General features: G+C 58.6%; 25 protein-coding genes and 1 pseudogene. 9 read left to right on the top strand and 17 right to left on the bottom strand.

Annotated features, from left to right (window positions below):
* Positions 1 to 106 precede the first annotated feature (106 nt).
* Positions 107 to 619: an SRPBCC family protein gene (locus AC1Z32_RS26880; protein WP_483481886.1), complete on the bottom strand. Its 513-nt coding sequence runs from the start codon at positions 617 to 619 to the stop codon at positions 107 to 109.
* A gap of 167 nt (positions 620 to 786) precedes the next feature.
* Here AC1Z32_RS26880 and AC1Z32_RS26875 point away from each other — a divergent pair, with 167 nt between their 5' ends.
* Together AC1Z32_RS26875 and AC1Z32_RS26870 are read left to right on the top strand one after the other, a co-directional pair.
* Entirely contained in the window at positions 787 to 1,680 is an 894-nt protein-coding gene (locus tag AC1Z32_RS26875) for a LysR family transcriptional regulator (protein ID WP_483481885.1), read from the top strand.
* A gap of 722 nt (positions 1,681 to 2,402) precedes the next feature.
* Entirely contained in the window at positions 2,403 to 2,642 is a 240-nt protein-coding gene (locus AC1Z32_RS26870; protein WP_483481884.1) for a DUF2442 domain-containing protein, read from the top strand.
* A 304-nt stretch (positions 2,643 to 2,946) separates the two neighbouring features.
* Here AC1Z32_RS26870 and AC1Z32_RS26865 read toward each other — a convergent pair whose 3' ends face one another.
* From AC1Z32_RS26865 to AC1Z32_RS26820, 10 genes are all read right to left on the bottom strand, one after another.
* Positions 2,947 to 3,843, bottom strand: a complete 897-nt coding sequence (locus tag AC1Z32_RS26865; RefSeq protein ID WP_483481883.1) for a hypothetical protein — start codon at positions 3,841 to 3,843, stop codon at positions 2,947 to 2,949.
* Positions 3,844 to 4,206: 363 nt separating this feature from the next.
* Positions 4,207 to 4,440: an excisionase family DNA-binding protein gene (locus AC1Z32_RS26860; RefSeq protein WP_483481882.1), complete on the bottom strand. Its 234-nt coding sequence runs from the start codon at positions 4,438 to 4,440 to the stop codon at positions 4,207 to 4,209.
* 22 nt (positions 4,441 to 4,462) lie between these two features.
* Entirely contained in the window at positions 4,463 to 5,047 is a 585-nt protein-coding gene (locus tag AC1Z32_RS26855) for an HAD domain-containing protein (RefSeq protein ID WP_483483320.1), read from the bottom strand.
* Between the two features lie 13 nt (positions 5,048 to 5,060).
* Complete coding sequence (locus tag AC1Z32_RS26850; RefSeq protein ID WP_483481881.1) at positions 5,061 to 5,366, bottom strand: helix-turn-helix domain-containing protein; 306 nt, start codon at positions 5,364 to 5,366, stop codon at positions 5,061 to 5,063.
* A 46-nt stretch (positions 5,367 to 5,412) separates the two neighbouring features.
* A complete protein-coding gene (locus AC1Z32_RS26845) occupies positions 5,413 to 5,673 on the bottom strand; it encodes a hypothetical protein (protein WP_483481880.1) in 261 nt (86 codons plus the stop codon).
* 99 nt (positions 5,674 to 5,772) lie between these two features.
* A complete protein-coding gene (locus tag AC1Z32_RS26840; protein ID WP_483481879.1) occupies positions 5,773 to 6,099 on the bottom strand; it encodes a hypothetical protein in 327 nt (108 codons plus the stop codon).
* Between the two features lie 61 nt (positions 6,100 to 6,160).
* Entirely contained in the window at positions 6,161 to 6,682 is a 522-nt protein-coding gene (locus AC1Z32_RS26835) for a hypothetical protein (protein WP_483481878.1), read from the bottom strand.
* A 30-nt stretch (positions 6,683 to 6,712) separates the two neighbouring features.
* Complete coding sequence (locus AC1Z32_RS26830; RefSeq protein ID WP_483481877.1) at positions 6,713 to 7,831, bottom strand: BPSL0761 family protein; 1,119 nt, start codon at positions 7,829 to 7,831, stop codon at positions 6,713 to 6,715.
* 6 nt (positions 7,832 to 7,837) lie between these two features.
* On the bottom strand, positions 7,838 to 8,134 hold the full coding sequence (locus AC1Z32_RS26825) for a hypothetical protein (protein ID WP_483481876.1): 297 nt from the start codon (positions 8,132 to 8,134) through the stop codon (positions 7,838 to 7,840).
* A 49-nt stretch (positions 8,135 to 8,183) separates the two neighbouring features.
* Positions 8,184 to 9,218 carry a hypothetical protein gene (locus AC1Z32_RS26820; RefSeq protein ID WP_483481875.1) on the bottom strand — a complete coding sequence of 345 codons (1,035 nt, stop codon included), beginning with the start codon at positions 9,216 to 9,218 and terminating at the stop codon, positions 8,184 to 8,186.
* A gap of 514 nt (positions 9,219 to 9,732) precedes the next feature.
* Here AC1Z32_RS26820 and AC1Z32_RS26815 point away from each other — a divergent pair.
* Positions 9,733 to 10,239 carry a helix-turn-helix domain-containing protein gene (locus AC1Z32_RS26815; protein WP_483481874.1) on the top strand — a complete coding sequence of 169 codons (507 nt, stop codon included), beginning with the start codon at positions 9,733 to 9,735 and terminating at the stop codon, positions 10,237 to 10,239.
* 778 nt (positions 10,240 to 11,017) lie between these two features.
* Here AC1Z32_RS26815 and AC1Z32_RS26810 read toward each other — a convergent pair.
* Positions 11,018 to 11,317 carry a hypothetical protein gene (locus tag AC1Z32_RS26810; RefSeq protein WP_483481873.1) on the bottom strand — a complete coding sequence of 100 codons (300 nt, stop codon included), beginning with the start codon at positions 11,315 to 11,317 and terminating at the stop codon, positions 11,018 to 11,020.
* Between the two features lie 249 nt (positions 11,318 to 11,566).
* On the opposite strand from AC1Z32_RS26810, the pseudogene AC1Z32_RS26805 reads away from it, so the two are divergent.
* From AC1Z32_RS26805 to AC1Z32_RS26795, 3 genes and pseudogenes are all read left to right on the top strand, one after another.
* A pseudogene (locus AC1Z32_RS26805) lies at positions 11,567 to 11,914 on the top strand (DNA/RNA non-specific endonuclease); the annotation flags it as partial.
* Positions 11,907 to 12,167, top strand: a complete 261-nt coding sequence (locus tag AC1Z32_RS26800) for a hypothetical protein (protein ID WP_483481872.1) — start codon at positions 11,907 to 11,909, stop codon at positions 12,165 to 12,167. The pseudogene AC1Z32_RS26805 and the gene AC1Z32_RS26800, both read left to right, overlap by 8 nt.
* A 53-nt stretch (positions 12,168 to 12,220) precedes the next feature.
* Positions 12,221 to 12,736 carry a methylated-DNA--[protein]-cysteine S-methyltransferase gene (locus AC1Z32_RS26795; RefSeq protein WP_483481871.1) on the top strand — a complete coding sequence of 172 codons (516 nt, stop codon included), beginning with the start codon at positions 12,221 to 12,223 and terminating at the stop codon, positions 12,734 to 12,736.
* Between the two features lie 83 nt (positions 12,737 to 12,819).
* Here the strand turns inward: AC1Z32_RS26795 and AC1Z32_RS26790 are convergent, their stop codons facing one another.
* The 3 genes from AC1Z32_RS26790 to AC1Z32_RS26780 all read right to left on the bottom strand — a co-directional run bounded on the left by AC1Z32_RS26790 (position 12,820) and on the right by AC1Z32_RS26780 (position 14,469).
* On the bottom strand, positions 12,820 to 13,515 hold the full coding sequence (locus AC1Z32_RS26790) for an OmpA family protein (RefSeq protein ID WP_483481870.1): 696 nt from the start codon (positions 13,513 to 13,515) through the stop codon (positions 12,820 to 12,822).
* 117 nt (positions 13,516 to 13,632) lie between these two features.
* On the bottom strand, positions 13,633 to 14,043 hold the full coding sequence (locus AC1Z32_RS26785) for a DUF2968 domain-containing protein (protein ID WP_483481869.1): 411 nt from the start codon (positions 14,041 to 14,043) through the stop codon (positions 13,633 to 13,635).
* Between the two features lie 147 nt (positions 14,044 to 14,190).
* The gene (locus tag AC1Z32_RS26780) at positions 14,191 to 14,469 is read right to left on the bottom strand and encodes a hypothetical protein (RefSeq protein WP_483481868.1); all 279 of its coding nucleotides are present in this window, start codon (positions 14,467 to 14,469) and stop codon (positions 14,191 to 14,193) included.
* A 400-nt stretch (positions 14,470 to 14,869) separates the two neighbouring features.
* Here AC1Z32_RS26780 and AC1Z32_RS26775 point away from each other — a divergent pair, with 400 nt between their 5' ends.
* From AC1Z32_RS26775 to AC1Z32_RS26765, 3 genes are all read left to right on the top strand, one after another.
* Complete coding sequence (locus AC1Z32_RS26775; RefSeq protein ID WP_483481867.1) at positions 14,870 to 16,381, top strand: ATPase domain-containing protein; 1,512 nt, start codon at positions 14,870 to 14,872, stop codon at positions 16,379 to 16,381.
* Positions 16,378 to 16,734, top strand: a complete 357-nt coding sequence (locus AC1Z32_RS26770; RefSeq protein WP_483481866.1) for a response regulator — start codon at positions 16,378 to 16,380, stop codon at positions 16,732 to 16,734. Before AC1Z32_RS26775 ends, AC1Z32_RS26770 begins: the two co-directional genes overlap by 4 nt.
* Before the next feature lie 96 nt (positions 16,735 to 16,830).
* Positions 16,831 to 17,085 (top strand): CsbD family protein, encoded by a 255-nt coding sequence (locus AC1Z32_RS26765; protein WP_483481865.1) that lies wholly within the window; start codon positions 16,831 to 16,833, stop codon positions 17,083 to 17,085.
* A gap of 70 nt (positions 17,086 to 17,155) precedes the next feature.
* Here the strand turns inward: AC1Z32_RS26765 and AC1Z32_RS26760 are convergent, their stop codons facing one another.
* Positions 17,156 to 17,860, bottom strand: coding sequence for a hypothetical protein (locus AC1Z32_RS26760; RefSeq protein WP_483481864.1), 705 nt, complete (start codon positions 17,858 to 17,860; stop codon positions 17,156 to 17,158).
* Positions 17,861 to 17,871: 11 nt separating this feature from the next.
* Positions 17,872 to 18,660 (bottom strand): fumarylacetoacetate hydrolase family protein, encoded by a 789-nt coding sequence (locus AC1Z32_RS26755; RefSeq protein ID WP_483481863.1) that lies wholly within the window; start codon positions 18,658 to 18,660, stop codon positions 17,872 to 17,874.
* Positions 18,661 to 18,710: the final 50 nt, after the last annotated feature.

The raw sequence follows: 18,710 nt of genomic DNA, 5'->3' as shown, positions 1-18,710 counted from the left end.
CAAGAAGCGTCCGGCGTCGCGAATGAGCATACCAGACGGACAAGACGTCACATTCATAGAAAGCGCTGCGATAGAGCCGCTGCACATCCGACGTGCAGTGCAAGCCTCAGCGAAGCTTCGCCGTTCGCGCAGCCTCGACAAGGCCGTCCAGCCAGTCCTGGTGACCGTTGATCATCGGATTCGGGCGCGTTTTGGATAATTCTATGGCTGGCTTTCCTTTTTGAGTTTCTTGCGTCAGGATCCGCACGCGGCCGCCCGACAGGTCTTCAACAAGCCATGCGTGATGGACGTCGAGGCGTGCATCGTCTTCCCCTGCCCAACCATGCCAGGCCACTCGCCCTGGCCTACCTTCGGCAGGCGCCACAAATTCTGTGACCTGCGCTTCGACGGGAAAGCCAAAGGTGCTGAAGTGGAACCGCAGTCCGGCTTCCAGATACGGACCCTTGTTCTCATAGAACCGGATATCACCTGAGTTTGCGTAATAGGTGGGCCATAAAGGCGCGTTCGCAAGGAACGGCCAAACATCGGCCGCACTCAGTGCGCCGACAATCACTTCGTTCGACACAAAATTGTCGGTCGTGCCCGGGAGATATTCTTCGGGCCAGAGGATTTCATTCATAACGGTATTCCTAGGATTTCGGTGGTTTTAGCACTTCAGCTGCGCATCTACAGCCGTTCGCCTCTTTCGCGCGTCGCGTCACGGCGGACAATGAATGATGTGCAATCCCCTGAAATAAATCCAATCGAATATTATGATTTCTGTTATTTACAGGAATGATGTCAGCGATGATTGACCTGAACCTTCTGAAAGCTCTCGACGCATTGCTCGACGAGCGCAACGTAACGCGCGCAGCGCAGCGGCTGTCGCTGACCCAACCTGCTGTCAGCGCAATCCTGACACGACTTCGCCAGGATTTTAATGATCCACTGTTCGTGCGGACGCAACGCGGCATTGTGCCGACGGCCCGCGCGCTTGAACTCGAAGGGCCGCTCAAGCAGATCTTGGCCGACGTTGAGACCTTGTTGCAGCCGCCATCGTTCGAGCCGGCGGTAGCGGATATGACACTGACCATCGCCGCAACTGACTACGCATTGCAGGCTGTTGTTGTTCCCTTCTTGTCGGTGCTCAAACGAAACGCCCCCGGCGTTCGTACGATCGTTCTGCCGGTACAGCACGAGCATCTCTACGAGCAACTTCAGCGCGGCGTGATCGATCTCGCGCTAATTACGCCGGAAACGACACCGCCCGACTTACATTCGCGGTGTCTCTTCGACGAACGCTATGTCTGCGTTATGCGCGAAGGCCATCCAGACTCGCGTAGCAGATCGCTATCCCTCGACCGCTTTTGCGAGCTTGATCATGCGCTGGTTTCATACCACGGCGCCAGCCTGACCGGCGTCACTGACGAGGCGCTCGCAAAAATCGGACGCAACCGGCGCGTGACCGTGTCGGTCACAAGTTTCCTAGTGTTGCCGGAAATACTCCGCGCGAGCGATCTCATTGCTGTGGTGCCCTCGCGACTAGCGAGGCGGCAAACCGGCCTCGTTGTCTTCAAACCGCCGGTCGAGATTTCGGGTTTCAAAAAGACAGTTGCGTGGCACGAGCGTACACATCGTGCGCCAAGTCATCGATGGATACGCTCGCTTTTGGTGGAAACTTGTGGGTCACTAGTTGACTGACCGCACAACGCTCGCTATTTACATCACATCCCGAGTGCAGCGACTTTAGCGGGTCGACGAGAAAGTTTCTAACGTTTGCTAGCGCGCTTCCCACGTCGCCATCAATTGGCCATTGGCCGCCCGCATATCGTTTTTGCAATTTACGCGGCCAAACCTTATAAATCAATGGGTTATTGCCAATTGCTTGCTCGAAAACGCTTAACGCATACCAAGAAAGCCGAGGTTGGCACGAAACCAGCTTAGCCGTGCATTGGAAAGCGTCGGGACGGCCGGACTTGCTTTTTCGCTGCAATCACGGAAAAGCCTCCACCGGAGATTAGGGGCCTCCAGTCACGACGGTTGCATCGTTCCCATCAAATCCGAGAACATCGAAGCGTGGCTCAGACCGAGTCCGTCAGATTTGGAGGCGATGTAGCATAGCGCTGTTACGGAATGTGGACCCTGGCAGCAGAGTTTTGCTTCTCCACGACTATGCTGACCTTAAGGAGACAGACGAGATTCGCGAGGTAATTGCGCCTGCCGCAGCGTAAACTCACGAGCGAGGACAATGCAACGGCGAGGAATACAGTGTCCGCTACCCTTATCCGTTCGAACCTCGTGATAATTCGTGTTGCCACAGCGTCGCTCACGGCACTGAGCGTGTAGTTCTTATTGCAAGCGGCCCAACCAATTTCCGACGTCTCAAGTATCCTGAACTCACTTCTTCCTGTACCGACACGGCCGTGAGCGCAACCGCGATAGAATTCGACGAAAGTAGTTTCGTTGTTAGCTTGAATGACGGGCGGCGGTTGCGGGTACCGCTCGACTGGTTTCCTGTTTTAGAGTCGGCCACACCGATGCAACGACGATTTGTCCGCATATCACATTCTGGCGGGGCCCTGCGCTGGGATGAACTCGACGAGGACATCAGTGTCGCGGGTCTCCTGCGTGGTCATAGGGACCAGACAAAGCGGTGCAAGTAAGCATTGCTGCGCGCGCCCCCGCGAACGGTTTAAACAAGACATTCTTGGTCGCCGCTCCGAAGTCTGTCAGCAGGATGCAATGTCGCTCTCGAATTTGATACGTGTCCGGAGAGGACACGTCCGGCAGATGGACGCAGGAGCAAACGCCATATCAAAGACTACGCCCTGACCGCGACCGCGTTCAAATGGGCTCGCACCGCCATGCCAAGGCTCCGCCAGGACGAAGGCGAATGCAACCGGGGTCGAGAGACCCTCACCCAGTGCGGTGTCCCGAAACGAGGTGCGATCGAAAGACGCAGCCTCCTCAGCTTTGTCCCTCGAGCACCCGACGCTTCTTGTATGTCACTGCTGCCGACGCACCCGGGCGCGACATGTAAACGGTGTAGTCGTTGTCCTCACGCACTTGCCGCAGAGAACGCTCTTCCGCACGAGCTAGAAAGGTGTTGCTTTGCAAGGGATTTGGCCGACGGGGGCGGATGTTCTGACCGTTCTGGTGACGCGTGGGAGTGCGAGGACGTTGTACCTGCTGCCCCCCGTCCGTAACGCGCAGTGTCGTCTTAGGTGCGCCCTCCATCCCGGAGAGGAACACGCTCGAAACCAACGGGTCCGGCCGGAACCGAGGTTTTGCCGTCAAATTCTCACGAGCATTCTGCGGACGAGATTCGTGTTTCTTCCGGGGCTCGCGAGGCGGAGGATTCGCCGGTCGCTTCGATGGTCGCTGTCCCGTGCTGCGCGTGCCGTGCGATTGCTGCGGTTCAGACTTGTGTGCCTGCCACCTTTCTTTTCCTTCGCCACGAACGGACCTGGAGTGTATCTCCTGCCTGCGCTTTGAAGTACCCGTCGGGTGTAACCTGGTTAGCCCCCATGCCTGAACGAGTTCGGTAGCCTGTTCCTGCTCACACTTCAGATACCGCAGAATCGCCTTAAGTTGGTTGTGAAGTCGTGATGAACGGACTTCCTCGGAGACGTCTTCGTCGTGAGTCGACATTGCCTCGGGAAGCGCAACCTCCTCTGTCACACGCTGCTCGTAGAAGCGCTTCAATTCGCGCCAGCCTTTGAACCCGCAGCCTTGGGCAGTTGCCTCGAGAGCGTACAGATAGTTCAAGGTGTCTTTACCGCCAGCCAGTTCAACAAGCATGCGAGCTTTTGCTTTCGCAGTATTCTCAGCAATCGCGAAGCGGGCGCCAATATCGTTATTCAAAGTTACCTCTTCATTTTTGCGAAACGGGCACGAGCCTACGTCTCGGTCGACCTCGCATCGGGGGTTCGATGCGGACGATGTACATCCTGCAATCGTTGCCTATGTGAGAATCGACGCGTCGAACACCTGCTGGACCGGTAAGATTAGTGGTATTCGACGCTATCCTACAGGATTGAAGTTGTTCGGCAAATCCGCATACGGAGGGAGCGCCGAATCCATATCCCCTCTTTTGAACGGAAGCAATGGAACCGAGCGACACCCGAGAAGCGCACCTTGACAACTCCGCTCCTCGCTGTCCGACGCTTTCACTACATGCTTCCAGACGAGACCGTGCATACGCGACAGAAAAATTGAATGCGGTTGTCAGAGACCGGGCGGATCGCGGTCTTCGGTCTGCGACGCGAAAAAAATCTTGGCCTCAGCCTGCTTCCGTGCCTTGTAGTCAAGTACGTCAGATTTTCGCAAAAATCTGACATGCGCAGTAACGTGATGAAGCGGCAGGCTTCCCTCTTCAATGAGCTTGACAATGTGCGACGGAGACACGAACAGTAGTTTCGCCGCTTCAGACCTCGAGATGACCCGCTCCTTTTCCAACATCGTTACCTCCTGCAACGTCGTCTCAACCATCACCAAAGTCCCCAATAGTAGGGACGTCGCTGCTGAAAATCTTTCCCAACGCGCTCGCGAAAGCGCCTTGCGTGTTCGGGTCACCCAGTCCCTTATCAGGGTCACACAGCACGAGGCGATCTCGTACGGTCTCGAATCCGTCATGTCGGTCGTCGATTGCAAGCCACTTCAAAAGACGATGACGACGCACGTACCGAAGCACTTGGTGCCCTCTAGGAATCTCGGACCACCGACGTGCGTCGTAGTACTGCGAGTGATACGTCGCTCCGACAACTCTGTCTCGGAGCGCTTTTTCCGGCAATGCGTCGCGCGCACGATTGAATCCCAGCGCCTCCACCCAAGTCGTCGAAAGTACAATCTCGACGTCCGGATAGGGCTTCAGGGCCTCAGCGAGTAATCCTGCATACTCGAAGAGCTTTATCCGAGATGGGTCGCCACTGACGATTCCACGCCTTGTTCGGTATGCGTCGCCTCGGTGGAGAACACCATCAAAATCCAGCAGAACAACCTTCCGCTCCGACTTCCGAACCGGCGGATGATCCGGTGCGGATGCAGGCTTCGTGTGGAGACAATGCATCTTCGTACCGCACCTATTGTCGACGACCAATACGAATTTCTTTAAGCTCTGCCTCGTACAGGCCGATCTGCTCAGACGCGGCCACCATTTGGTCTAGACCCTCTCTTTGCGCTCGTTTCATTCTCTTTTTGAAGGCCAACACGGACGCTCGACGAATCCGACAATGGCTCCCTTCAATGAAACGAACACCCGTTAGGCGTCCCTCTGCGATGAGGTTTTGCAAAAACACCAAAGACACGTGAAGAACTTTCGCAGCTTCTTCGATGGTAAGTTCTTTGGGGTCCACACCGCACATTGGCTCTTTCGATCGCTTTTTCAACTCCAGCTCCCATTCCTGCCAATCATTCGTGCGCGCGCGCAGACGTCTAACTTGGACGCCCTTTGTCGATCCATTCCTCCGTTTTATCCATCGGTAGGCGATAACGAGCGCAGTTGTATGTTTGAAGCTGTTCGAGTTCCGACTTGAGCAGCATCTTGAACACAGCCAAATCGACCTGAGGAACGGCTACATGTCCAATGGCCTCGTCAAAATCGGAGGCGAACAGGACAATGTCTCGGATCGCATCGCCGAGTTGGTAACGAAGCCTCAGTCTAACTTGCATGCTGGGCTTTGAGGGCTCGGTCATCTCCCTGCCTCCCAAGGTCTCGCTACATTCATCACACGACCGCGCAGTTCGTTTGAGGGATGCTCCAAGCGGATAGATCTGCCCTACAGGTAACAGAGCTCAATCGAAGTCCGTGTCTTTGAACAATTCAGCAGTAACGTTCCTCACCGACTCAACTTCGTTGATTTTCTTCCAAGCGTTCCACACATAGTCTGCGTCCAGGTCGACTCCCGGTGCACCAACAAGCGAATACCTGCGTCCGCTTCGCGTTACGCCTGTTCGGGCACCAACGTTGAGTTCGACGACGGCTGCACTCACTCGACCACCCAGCCCGTCTTGTCTCGCGCCTACCAAATGCCGCTGGCCATCATCTGTTTCGAAGATGCTCCAGCGGACAAGAACAACTTGCGGCTCCTCCAACACAGGTGCCGTTCGCCAGACTGGCATGTTTGAGCTCCCTTAGTTTGACACCGCATCATTTGGCCGATCCCGACGACCTTCATGATTGTCAACGCGGACCGGAGAACAACTTGCGCAATATGCGCAGAACGATATCCCACAGGCCATCCGAGGCCTTGCATTCCACCGCGTTGATGTACGCGTACTGTTCTCCCACCATGAATATCGATGCAGACGCATATCCGGCGTAGTAATCGATGTGAATCCGTGCCACACGCTCACTGTCGTGCCGTTCCGGGTGCGTGAGCCGGTAGACGAAAACCGTCATGATTGACTCCGCGCTCGCCCTGGGCTCGGCCGCATAGTACGAACGGGCGAGAACGCTCAGGTTTGCGAGCATCCCCGCGAGCTGGCAGCGACCTACCGACGGGTAGAACCGTTCCATGTCCGCACTGCACATGCCGCGCGTCGTAGAGATGGGCTCCGAAAGGTCGTCGTCCGGATTCCACCGCTTGCCAGAGTACGCGCGGGCCTCCCAGGCGATGTGCAGGCCATCGAAATCTCCTTCCATCGTGTCCTCTTGCAGTTTATCTCGTGGATGAAGGGTCATTAGCCTTTCATTCAGCACCATCTGGCGGGTTTCGACGAGCTAAGTGATGAATCAATTTGCCCCGCGATTCCACAACTCTCGAAAAATCGCCCGCATCGCGTCTTCAACGTTTTCGCCTCCTTCCAGACGAACTCGGAGATAGTAAGTTTTATTGGACACAAATCGCTCGACGTGCACACTCGCAAAGTCACCGTCAATGGAGAAGCTTAGCTTCGCTCCTTCGTCTGGCGTCGTCGAGCCTGCCCTTAACTGCGAGATGAAAATTGTTGCTTCGCGCAGTTGCTCGTATGGCCCAAACACCCCTGTGAATCCATGGTGATTCAATGCCGCCGCTCCCTTGGCCCAGAAGTCGCGCCTCCGGTCAAGGTCTTCTGCGACCGAGTACGACGGCGGAACATTGGTTGGTTGCGCATCATGCAGTCCGGCATACGCAACAATGGATGTGCGGTACGAATCCACTGTTTCGGCCCACGCCGCTCTCTCCAACATGCGAAACCGCTTTATATCACTCAGGCACTCCAGCGGCGTTAAGCCACCAAGATTCCCTCGTCTGGACGTTAGGTAATGCAGTCGAGATGTCGGATGCTCAGGCCAGATGATTCTGCATATCGAGAACAGCCGCGCTCTGTGGTAGGCTCGGTCAGCTAGAACCGCAGGAAAATACGGTACGCCATCGATGTCAATAGCGAAGACGGAGCCATCCATAAGCAACTCGCGAAGGGCCTTTTGCGAAAGTTTGAGGCGCCGCCGAAAATCATCGGCTGGGACAAGCTCGCCGGTTTCAACCTTTGCTCGCAGGCTCTCGAGCTCTCGTTGACGAAAGTCCTCGAAGAACGATTCGTTCTGCACCGGTCCGTCGGGTACCGATGGCGGCAGTGGTGGCAACGAAACCTTTCTCGTCAGAGGACTGGCAGTCTCGGCACCTTCCCGCTTCACCTCCAACCATTGTGTCTGTTCAGCAATCAGCTCTACTGTCCCCGCGTCCGGGTAGTGCCGCAGCAACCTGGCCGCACTCAGCCGAAGTGCCGCTGCGTCGACTGGCTCCCGTAGTTCGGACAACGCTAACAAGAACTCGCGCGCTCGGATGAGAGCGCCTGCTCGTTCGGTTGCCGTGGTCATTGCTCCCTCGCATGTCGACTTTGGAAATGGGACGTTCAGCGCCTTGATCATTCGGGACTACCCTTCGATTACATAACGAAGATTCGTGGGCCCATTCGACAGCACGACGACTTGTTCGAATCGCTGAGCGACATCCGTGCGTTCGGGTTCCGCGTCGCCTCGCTCTGCCATCGGGACACGGATTTCATATCGCTCTCCAAAATTACAACCCGTTTCATGCAGCCAGGATTTTTCTGGGATGATCACATGTGAAATCTCATCGGACTCGCCAACGTCTGCGTAGTTGTCGAGAAAAAGCACGACGCTTTCCACATCAGCACCTTTCAAAATCTCAATCAACTCGCGAACTGTCATGATTACGAGATCCTAAATGAATTCAACAGACGCATTCCCACCCGCGTCCTCACGGCTTTGACACACGATCAGGCCCCGGCTGGTCTAACGCATCAACAACGGAACGCACAATGTTCCTGATCGTTTGTTCGCCAGTCAGTGCAATGGTGGTCTTTCCACGGAAATGGACGATTCTTTCAGTGCGGACGTGCGCCGTGTTGCCTACAACCTCGATATCTACCTTCGCCTGTAATTCCCTACCAGTGTAAGCAGAGGTTTGACTCACGAAGAGCGTGGCCGCTTGCACGGTCTCATCGGAGTTGGTCCCGCCCTCACATTCGTCGCTGTCGACGACTTTGAGTGCACGCGCCCAGACATCCGCCGCTGGGTCACATCTGCCCACCGCCATAAGAGCAACCGAGCCGACGTCCGGTTCGACGCTATGCACGCCCTCGTATGCTCGCATTGACGTCCGAAACTGGCCCTCTAACCACGCCTTCGCCGCTTCGGTCACACGGGGGTAGGCGTCGGTATCCGAAAGGCAATCGATGGGGCTTCGGCCGTCCAAGTCGTTTCGCGGCATCGTTAGGAATTGAAATCTTTCTTCAACTGGAGCCCGCGAGATGATTTTACAAGTGCAATGCAACCTAAAATTCGACCCGAGCGGCGGTGCGAAGAAAGCGGGAAAATACGCTACGCCGTCAACGTCAATGGAGAACATATTGTTGTAGTAAACATAGCGGAAAAGCCGCGCCGGTCCTACGCGCAGTCGTTCGCATAGTGCTTCTTTCGAAATCAACTCGCCCGCCTTGATCAGGGCCTTCGCATTTAACAAGTCAAAGCTGACCATGTCCTGCTGTCGAAAACCGTTGGCGTCGTCGACGTTGACGTTGACGTTGACGTTGACGTTCCCGGCATCGTGACCAATCTTATGCTCCACGGCTTCAGAGCTGTGAGATGACGCTTCGGAGTCCGTTGGAAAGGCCGCTAAGATATTCGCGGCACGTCGGCGCAGAGCTTCGAGTGCAGTACTGACCGACGATAGCTCGGTCAGTAGCTCACGCGCGCGGTCGACTTCCGTCGCTTGACTATTCAGCCCTGTCATCCACTTCTCCCTCTTAAGTCGAGCGCGTACGCAGCGCACGCCCTCATCCATCGTGTTGGAAGCTCGTCGGCCTGTTCCGCAAAGCGACGACCCACGTTCGTTGTCAATTCTTCACGGCATACCGCTACGCCTGCGTGCCTTCTTGCGTGTACCTGCACTCGAGGCATTTGAAAAGAGACGCTGTTCCTTTACAAATCCTGCAGCATGAGAATCAGGCGTCCACGAGCGCAGACCTATCAAGGAGCGGAGTTCGCGTGCTTCCGTCGGCCGGACGAGTCCCGTCCAATTTTCCTGCCGGCTTTCCGAAAACGTCAGCACCGCGTCGTCACTTCCACCGAAAGCTGAAGGTCGCAGTCAACGGGGCTCGCAACGTGGTCTCCCAGCGACGACGGCCCGGACATCGCCGGCAACTGCTCACGGCAGCCTCCATTGTGCATCAAAAGGTGGTGCAACAAAAGGTGGTGCAACAAAAGGGGTTGGTCAGTTTGCGGCTTTTCGCGCAAGCTAGCGCGCCATGGTCAGCGACAATGAAAACAATCTGGCTCTTATCGGACGCCGCATCCGCGAATTACGCAAGGAAAGCGCCAAATCTCCAACAGAATTTGCGCAAATCCTTCGTTTACATAGAACTCGTGTTGTGAAGGTCGAATCCGGGTCCTTGAACCTTTCACTCGATACGCTCGAGCGCTTCTCCGGCGCGTTGGGGGTCGACGTCTATTCCCTGCTTCAGGACAAGACGTTTTCCGCGTTCAACACGACGTTGTCCGTGAGAGCACGGGTTGCGTTGAACGTCCAGTCATTCCGCGTCGACAAGCAGAAATGGTCCCAAGAGGGTCTCTCCGAGGCCGCAGGGTTGTCTCGGAATTTCGTGTTGAGACTTGAGAAACAGCAAAAGAACGCCGATGTTGCTCACTTGGAAAAGCTCGCGGAGACGCTTGCCATCCCTTTGTCTGAGCTCTTCTCGCCAATGTTGCCGACATCGTCGGAGGCCACCGAGCAGGGAGCGCCCAACGGCCAATAGCGCGCGATCTGTGACGCGCGGTGAAAGCGCGGTGTCTAGTTGCGTTTGAGAGACCAGAATCAACCAATCCCGAAAACGCTCACCTTAAGGCTGGACCTTCGGGCACGTCGGCTTTGTATTAATAGTTTGGCACAAAGAGTGATTAAGCGACGCATTGACTATTGAAAGCTTGAGGTGAGTCTTATGCGGTGGTTCTATAAACGCTTTCGTTAAAGGTTCTCCGAGCTGTCATGCGCGGCAAACGTAATGCCTGGCCGCGAGCGCTCAAATCGTGAGAAACAATCGCTCGCACTCTATCTGAAGCATGCGTAGGCTATGGCATTGAAAGTTCGAATTATTCAGCTTTCTTGCTTCGGGCACTGTGTGCACTGCGCGAAGTAAAATCGAACCTGAGTCAAGAGGCGTTCGGGGACAAGAGTGGCCTGATACGTTGTCGTAAGCCGATTCGAAAGAACGTCTGGATATGACTATCGCGCGCTCAGTTTTGATGACCACCGTGCTCGAGTCGCGGACAGCGCATGTGGATTGAGGAGCCGGTCAACGTGGTTTGAGTATGCTCAGCGACGAGGTCTATGATTTTCCCTTCCTAACTTAATCATTTGTTAATACAGTTTGCAGACCCGTATTGATCTCCTAATTTTGCCAAACGGCGTCGAGCCCGAAGAGAGTAACCGTCGGCCGCAGCGATTCGGAAGGCACCCGGACGTTGCTTTGGAACGCGACCCAGTCTAGTACCGATTTACTGGTTTCATTTACGCAGGGTAATCCCCTTCCTTTCTCAAAGATTTATGCCTCTTATATGACGCACTGCGTCTACGAAGCTCAATTTGTACAAGTGCATAACAAGGTCGATGGCACCGCCTCCGCCCTTCCTTTCGCGCGTATCAAAGAACTTGACTCCGTTAATAAGCAATTCATACTCACGGCCGTTGGCATTCACGTGCCATCGCTCGGTGGACGCCGATTTTGTCGGCTTAAAGGTAACGTCACGCTTCGCATTGATTACCAATGCTGACATGACGATTTTCGGATCAAGGCTTCTAAACCTGTTCAGTTCTTCAACCGAAAAGCGATTCATGTCGGCGCCCTCCCAATTATCGACTTAATCGTAGCTCGATCTGGCGAAAAGTGAAGGCGCCGTTCGTTGAGAAGTATATAAGTATTTACGCGTTACTAATTGGCCGTTGTGCCTCGTTCGCGTCGACACCGATAGGAAACGGGGTCGAGTAGCAGTCTTTCTATGAAAGACGAGTAGCGCTTTTTTGGGATGGTTAGCAACCCATGCGGCTGAAGACCTTCTGAACACATTGGGTCTGCATAAAGCAAAGTGCCGCAGGATCCGTCGAACAACCGGCGCATCTGGTCGCGCATCGAGGAAGCCGTGCGCAGGCTGACGGAAGAATCGGGCGAAGCCTATGTCGTCACCGGGCCGCTCTTCGCGGGACGCCAGTTGCAGACCATCGGCGATTCGCGCGTGTTCGTGCCTACGCAGCTGTACAAGGTGGTCTATCTGCCGCAGCGGCAGATCGCGTTCGCGGTGGTCGTCGAAAACACGCCGACGAACACGTATACGATGAAAACCGTGCGGGAGCTGGAAGCGATGAGCGGGCTCGCGTTTCCCGGCATTCCGGACGGACTGAAAGACAAGCGAATTGGAGGATTGCGAGGTGTTTAAGCCATTTGCCAACGATACCGACGTGCTGAACATCGCGGGCGACGCGATCAACATCGTCAACGGCAAGACCCGCGTGTCGATCAGCGGCGATCTGACCATCGCGCGCGACAAGGCCGGTCTCGCGAACGCGCTCGCGCTTCAAAAGGCGCTCGGCGCGATCGTCGAAGCCTTGCAGAGCGATGCGTCGCTGCCCGCGAAGCTGCCCGACGAACCGGCCGCGCCCTCCGGCACCGCCGACAATCCGTTCATCTGACGCGCTCAGCGAGCGTTCAGGTGAATAGCGGCCGCTGATGTAAGAGGATCGAAGTGATCGAATGCCATGTCGCCCCGAGTCCGCTCGGGCACATTCTGTATCGCGCCGAGGACGACTGCCTGACAGGGCTCTTCTTCGTCGGACAGAAACATTTCCCGGCCGGGCTGCCGGAACCGGCCCTGTCCGATACGGCGCCCCGCGCGCGCGTGATCGCCGAGGCGCGCGACCAGATCGGCGAATACTTCGCCGGCGCGCGCAGGGAATTCTCGATCGCGCTGCGGCTTGGCGGCACGGCGTTTCAGCAACAGGTCTGGGAGGCGCTGCGGCACATTCCTTTCGGCGACGCCTGGACCTATGGCGATCTCGCGCGCCGGCTCGGTCTGCCGGCGGGCGCATCGCGGGCCGTCGGCGGCGCGAACGGGCGCAATCCCGTGGCGATCATCGTGCCGTGTCATCGCGTGATCGGCGTCGATGGAGAATTGACCGGCTACGCCGGCGGCGTGGAGCGCAAGCGTCATTTACTCACGCTCGAAGGCGGGCCGGGACGCGAACAGCTCGCGCTCTTCTGAACGGGGCGTGTTCCGGAAAAACAGAAAAAAACCCGCGAACCGGACGGTTCGCGGGTTTTTGAGCAATGACGCGCTGCGACGAATTACGGCGTGAGCGTCACTTCCACGCGACGATTCTCCGCGCGGCCCTCGGTCGTAGCGTTCGACGCAACCGGGCGTGATTTGCCGTAGCCCTTCATTGAGAAGCTCTCGGAATTCAGACCGTGTCCCTTGAGATAGTCGAGCACCGCTTGCGCGCGGCGCTGCGACAGGCCAACGTTGTAGGCCTCCGGACCAGTCGAGTCCGTATAGCCCTGAACCGTGACCGAGGCGAATTGCGTGCCCTGCGATTCCGCGACGAGCTTGTCCAGAATGCCCCTTGCCCTCGGCGTCAAAACGGCGCTGTCGAAAGCGAAGTTGGTCTTCTCGTCGAGCGAGATTTTGCGCGGCGCGGGCGCCGGAACAACGGCGGCAGCCGGCTGCGGCTCGGAAACCTGCGCCACGGGAGCGGCCGGTGGCACCGGCGCGGCGCACGTGAAGACAACTTCGCGCGGATCGTTGGGCCTGTTCGTTGCATCGACGTGTTGCAGCACGTTCACGTTCTGATTGCCGCACATCTTCTGCACCGCCGTCATGCAGGCGCTGCCATTCTCGAACAGACCGTAGCACTCGGCACGATAAGCCTTCTGACCCGTCGACGTTTGAATTTCGCTGATATTGAAAGTCGGTCCCGTCGTGGATGAGCAGCCGGCAAGCGCTGCCACGGCGATAAAACTAACGGCAAGGGTTTTCGTAAACATTTTGATGTTCATGCAGGTCTATTTCAGAGTGCGAATCGCTGAAAGTGCGACCGCTTTCAGCTATGGCTTATGTCAAAAGGCGCTGGCAGACTCGACGAGCCGTTTCGGACGCGCTCGTCATTTCGATAAGTGATCCGAAAGCCGCAGGATATTAACAACGAGACAAGCGCCTCCTAAGGGGACAACTCCTAAAACCGGAGTTGCAACGCGCGAAGCTGTACCTGTGCGGCGGCTTGCTCGGTGCGCAGTTCCCGGACCGCGTTCGGCTGTTCCTGCTAGTAGCTCGTCACCTGGCTTTGCTGCGAACCCGCAGAACATCCAATATCGAGATCTGCCTGAAGACGGTTGGCGCGATCCTGGTGCGCGGCGATTTGCCTGTCGGCACAGGCTCTTTCCGCTTCCAGCTTGATACGCCTTATTTCCGCCGCGCCAGATATTACGTTTCTGAAACAGTGCGGCGTAATCATTCATCTGATCTGGATAATACGAGAGACTCGCACCGTAACTGCCATTGACCGTCTTGCGCAATTCCGCTGAATTTACCGGCGGCGGTCAGATTCTCCAGTTCCGCGACATCGCTATTCTTCGCGGCTGGCGCGTCCGTTATTTCGGCGCTGAATCCACGGGTAAATGATCGAGAATCCGATATTGAAACCGTGACGAATACGCGCCGGTTCAAATCATCGGGCGACGTCTGGAACGCTCCTGCAGCAATTGCGACTCGCCGGCGCTCTGCATCGGTTCGATCGGCCTGAAGATGCGCGAATCCGAAGGCTCATCGGAATTGCGGAAGAAAATCTCGCGGTCCGCCCGGAAAACGAAGGGCGCGCCCGACAGAATGCGCGCGTCGGGCAAGGTTGCGGCTACTTGCGTCGGCGCGGCGCCCGCGGCGAATGAAACGAAAAAGCTGGCAGCGAGCGCAAGAGCGCCCGGAATCAGGTGCGAACGGTACATGGCAGGAAAGGCGAATGAAGGCGCACGAGCGCCGGGATTGAGCGGCCGAGAAGGGACACGCGGCGTCCGTGTACGGCATAGTTCGTTATTTCATCAGCCTTCCCGCCTGCTGCCCATGAGAAGGTTCTCAAAGACTTCCTGTTTTGATGGAAGATCCGGTGCGGCGGTCGGGCGCGAAAAATGCGTGCAAGAAACATTCGCTCGCTGGCGCAAGCGCGGCTGGCGCTCGCCTCGATCGCCGCAGCGACCATACGAAGCGTCGCGCGAACCCGCGGCAGCACGCGCGGGAAGGCCTGGCGACGGGGACGACCGGTACGACGGGCGACCACATCTTGCCAAGAGTCAGCCATAATGCGCCTTCGCAAAAAAGCCGGACCGCTCAAGTAAAAACGAAAATGCCATGAATCAAGACGACAACCTCCCGACCGATCACGCCAGACAGCCCGCCGCCAACGACGGCAACGTGACGACCGGCGTCACGGGCCTGGACGACATCCTGGGCGGCGGCCTCGTCGAAGGCGGCCTGTATCTGATCGAAGGGATGGCAGGCGCGGGCAAGACGATTCTCTCGTCGCAGATCGGCTTTCACCGCGTGGCGCAGGGCGACATGGTGCTGTACATCACGCTGATCGCCGAATCGCACACCAAGCTGCTGTCCCATCTGAAGGGGCTCTCGTTCTACAACGCCGACGCCATCTCAAACCGGATGCTCTTCGTCTCCGGCTACCACGAACTGATGCGCGACGGCCTGTCCGGCTTTCTCGCGCTGATCGCGTCGACAATCAAGTCGAGCCGGCCGCGCTTCATGGTCATCGACGGCTTTCGCAGCGCGCGCGAATTCAGCTCGACGGAGCTCGAGCTCTCGCAGTTCATCCACGAGCTCTCCGCGTTCGTGAGCGCCGCGCGCTGCACGACGCTGATCCTCGCGCCGCTGTCCGGCAACGAGCCGCATCCGGAGCACACGCTCGTCGACGGGCTCATCGAGCTCAACCGCTACAACACCGGCATGCGGCGCGCCCGCGAGATCGAGGTCCACAAGCTGCGCGCCCGCGATCATCTGCTGGGCAAGCATTTTTTCAGGATCACCGAGGAAGGTCTCATAACCTTTCCGCGCATCGAGGCGTCGCCGGCCAACGAACGGGCCGCGCCGGATTTCGAGAGCAAGCTCGGCTTCGCCTTCCCTGACTTCGACCAGATGCTCGGCGGCGGCGTCGTGCGCGGCTCGACGACCACGTTCGCCGGACCGTCGGGCATCGGCAAGACGCTCCTGTCGCTCAAGTTCCTGCAGGCGGGCGTCGAGCAGGGCGAGCGCTGCGTCTACTTCGGCTTCTACGAGTCGCCGGAACGGCTGATTGCGAAGGCCAGGTCGGTCGGCATCGATCTCGCGCCCGCCGTGCGCGACGGACGCCTCTCGATCCACTGGCATCCGGCGGTCGAGCTCGCAATCGACGAGCTCGCCGTCGAACTGATGAACGCGGTCAGGCAGTCGAACGCGTCGCGGCTCGTGGTCGACGGCATCGACGGATTTCATCAGTCCGCGAATCGCACCGAGCGCTTCGGGCTCTTTCTCAACGCGCTCACGCACCGCCTGCGCGAAGCGGGCGTGACGACCGTCCTCACCGAGGAACTGCCGCTTTACGGCGACTGCGCGCCGCCCGCGACGATGCGCGCCTCCGCGATGACCGAAAACATCGTGCTGATGCGCTATGTCGAGGCGAACTCGTCGCTCTACCGGATGGTGTCGGTCGTCAAGCAGCGCGAAGGCAAGCACGATTCGTCGATCCGCCGGCTCGTCATCGACGCGCGCGGACTGCATATCAGCGAAGGCTTCATCGGCCCGACAGGTCTGCTGTCAGGAAACCCGTCGATAGCGCCGGCGCTTTCTGTGTCGGACCCCGGCGGGCCCGCATGAAAAAGATCCTCGTCGTCGACGATGAATTCGACATTCTGACCACGTGGCGTCTCGTGCTCGAAATGGAGGGCTACGAGGTCGTGACTGCATCCAACGGACGCACCGCGCTCGACACCGCGCGCGCGAATCCGCCCGCGCTCGTCATCACCGACTGGATGATGCCGCACATGGACGGCGTTCAGCTGATCCAGCACCTTGCCGCCAGCGACGGGCTCGGCCAGGTGCCCGTGATTCTCATGAGCGCGGCGGCGAACGCGCCGCCGCTCGACCATCCGCACGCGCAGTTTCGCCGCAAGCCGCTTTCGATCGACGATCTGATCGCCGCCGTGAAAGGTTTGATCGGCCCGGCGTGAGCGGCGCTGGGCACGCGACGTGCTGTAATGGTGCGTTCCGGCGTGACCGATTCACGCGGGATTCATGAGAAACCGCTCAACCGAAAGGGAGGCACCATGGTGCAGGATCAAGTGGAAGGCGCGGCGCAAAAGGTCGTCGGCAAGGTGCAGGACGCGGTCGGCGCGCTCACGGGCGATGAAGCCACGCAAGCGGAAGGCAAGATGCGGCAGGCATACGGCAACCTGCAGCAGAGCTATGGACAGACTGTCGACAACGTGCGGCTTGCCGTCGCGAGCCAGCCAATTCAGGGTGTGCTGATCGCGGCAGCCGTCGGCTTCGTGCTCGGCGCGTTGTGGAATCGCGATCGTTGATGCGCGGTTCGCCGCGCGGATGATGCATCGAAGACAAAGCCGGCGCGACAATCGCGCCGGCTTTGCCGTTTCATGGGACCTCGCGCACGATCCCGGCGAACGATGCGGACCGCGCGCAACCGATGGCAAGCGCGATCGTGGCCACCACGAGCGGCAAATGGGTGCCGTGCACGCCGCCGATCGCGGCCGCCACCGCGAGGCCGCACGACGCCGCGCCGCTCATCAGACTCGCGAGCGGCGCGCTGGCGCTGCCGCCCATCGCGAGCGAAAGATGCGCGCCGATAAGCGCGACCATCGCCACGACCGACACCACGGCGAGCGCGCCGGACTGAGCGCCGAGCACATACGCGAGCGCCGCGCACGCGCCAGCGCAGGCGAGATGCAACGGCTGCAGACTTGCCGTCTCGCGATGCGTCCGGACGCACGCCAGACAACCCAGCGCAGCAACCGCGCCGCCCGCGAGCACGGCGAATGCGCCGGCCACGCCGAGCGTATCGGGCATATCGGGCAGCAGCCACGCGACGAATGCGATCGTGGCGAGCAACGCCTGCGTCGAGGCGTTCGCAGCAGGCCGGCCGAGCCGGTATCCGCCGAATCCCGCGACGACGGCGAGCAGCAGCGCGGCGGCGCCCGGCCCTCGGCTCACACCGTAAGCCACGATCGCAACCGCGCCGATTTCCCACAGCCGGCGCCAGCGCGCCGCGCCCGAACGCAGCGACGCCCCTGCAGACAGCGACGCGAGCACGCAGAGCGCGCCGGCCAGAACATCGGACATGCGTCGCTCCTTCAGGCGGCCAGCACGTTCGACAGCGTGCCGATGCCCGCGATCGTCACATCGACGCGCGCGCCGTCCTTGATCGAGCCGACCCCGATCGACGTGCCGCACGCGATCACATCGCCGGGTACGAGCGTCATGTCCTGCGACAGCAGGCTCACTTGCTCGGCGGGCGAAAAGATCATGTCGTCGAGCGGATAGTTCTGGCGCTCGGTGCCTTCGAGCGTCGTGACGACACTCGCCGCGCGCCAGTCGAAGCCGTTGCCCGGCGTGACGATCGCGGGACCGAGACACGTGAACGTGTCGAAGCCCTTCGAGCGGCACCATTGCGCGAAGTTGGGATCTTCCTGCAGCAGCTCGATCGCCGTGACGTCGTTGACGCACGTGTAGCCGAAGATCGCCGCCTCGGCTTCCTCGACCGACGCCCCGCTGACCGTCTTGCCGATCACGATGCCAAGCTCGCCCTCATACGCAATCTTGCCGTGATAACTCTTCGGCCGGCGGATCGACTCGTTCGGCCCGATCACCGACATCGGCGGCTTGATGAGAAAGAGCGGATGCTGCGGCGGCGCCTTATCGAGCTTCTGCGACAGCGCGTAGTAGTTGTTCCACAGCGCGATGACCTTGCTCGGCTCGCAGGGCGCGAGCAGCGTCAGGTCGTCTACGGCGTAGGAAATGTCGGTCGGGCGCGGGCGGTCGAACATCGCGCCGTCGTGCTGCACGACGCGGCCCGAGTGCTGATCGAGCGTGCCGAAACCGATGCTGCCATCGGTATCGCGAAAACGAATCCAGTGTGTCAAGTCTGCCTCCCTTATAAGGAGCGCGGGCTGCATTTGCTTTGAAATGGCCC

Source organism: Caballeronia sp. 11_S32, assembly GCF_056930355.1.
This window is presented reverse-complemented; position numbering and strand designations above follow the sequence as displayed.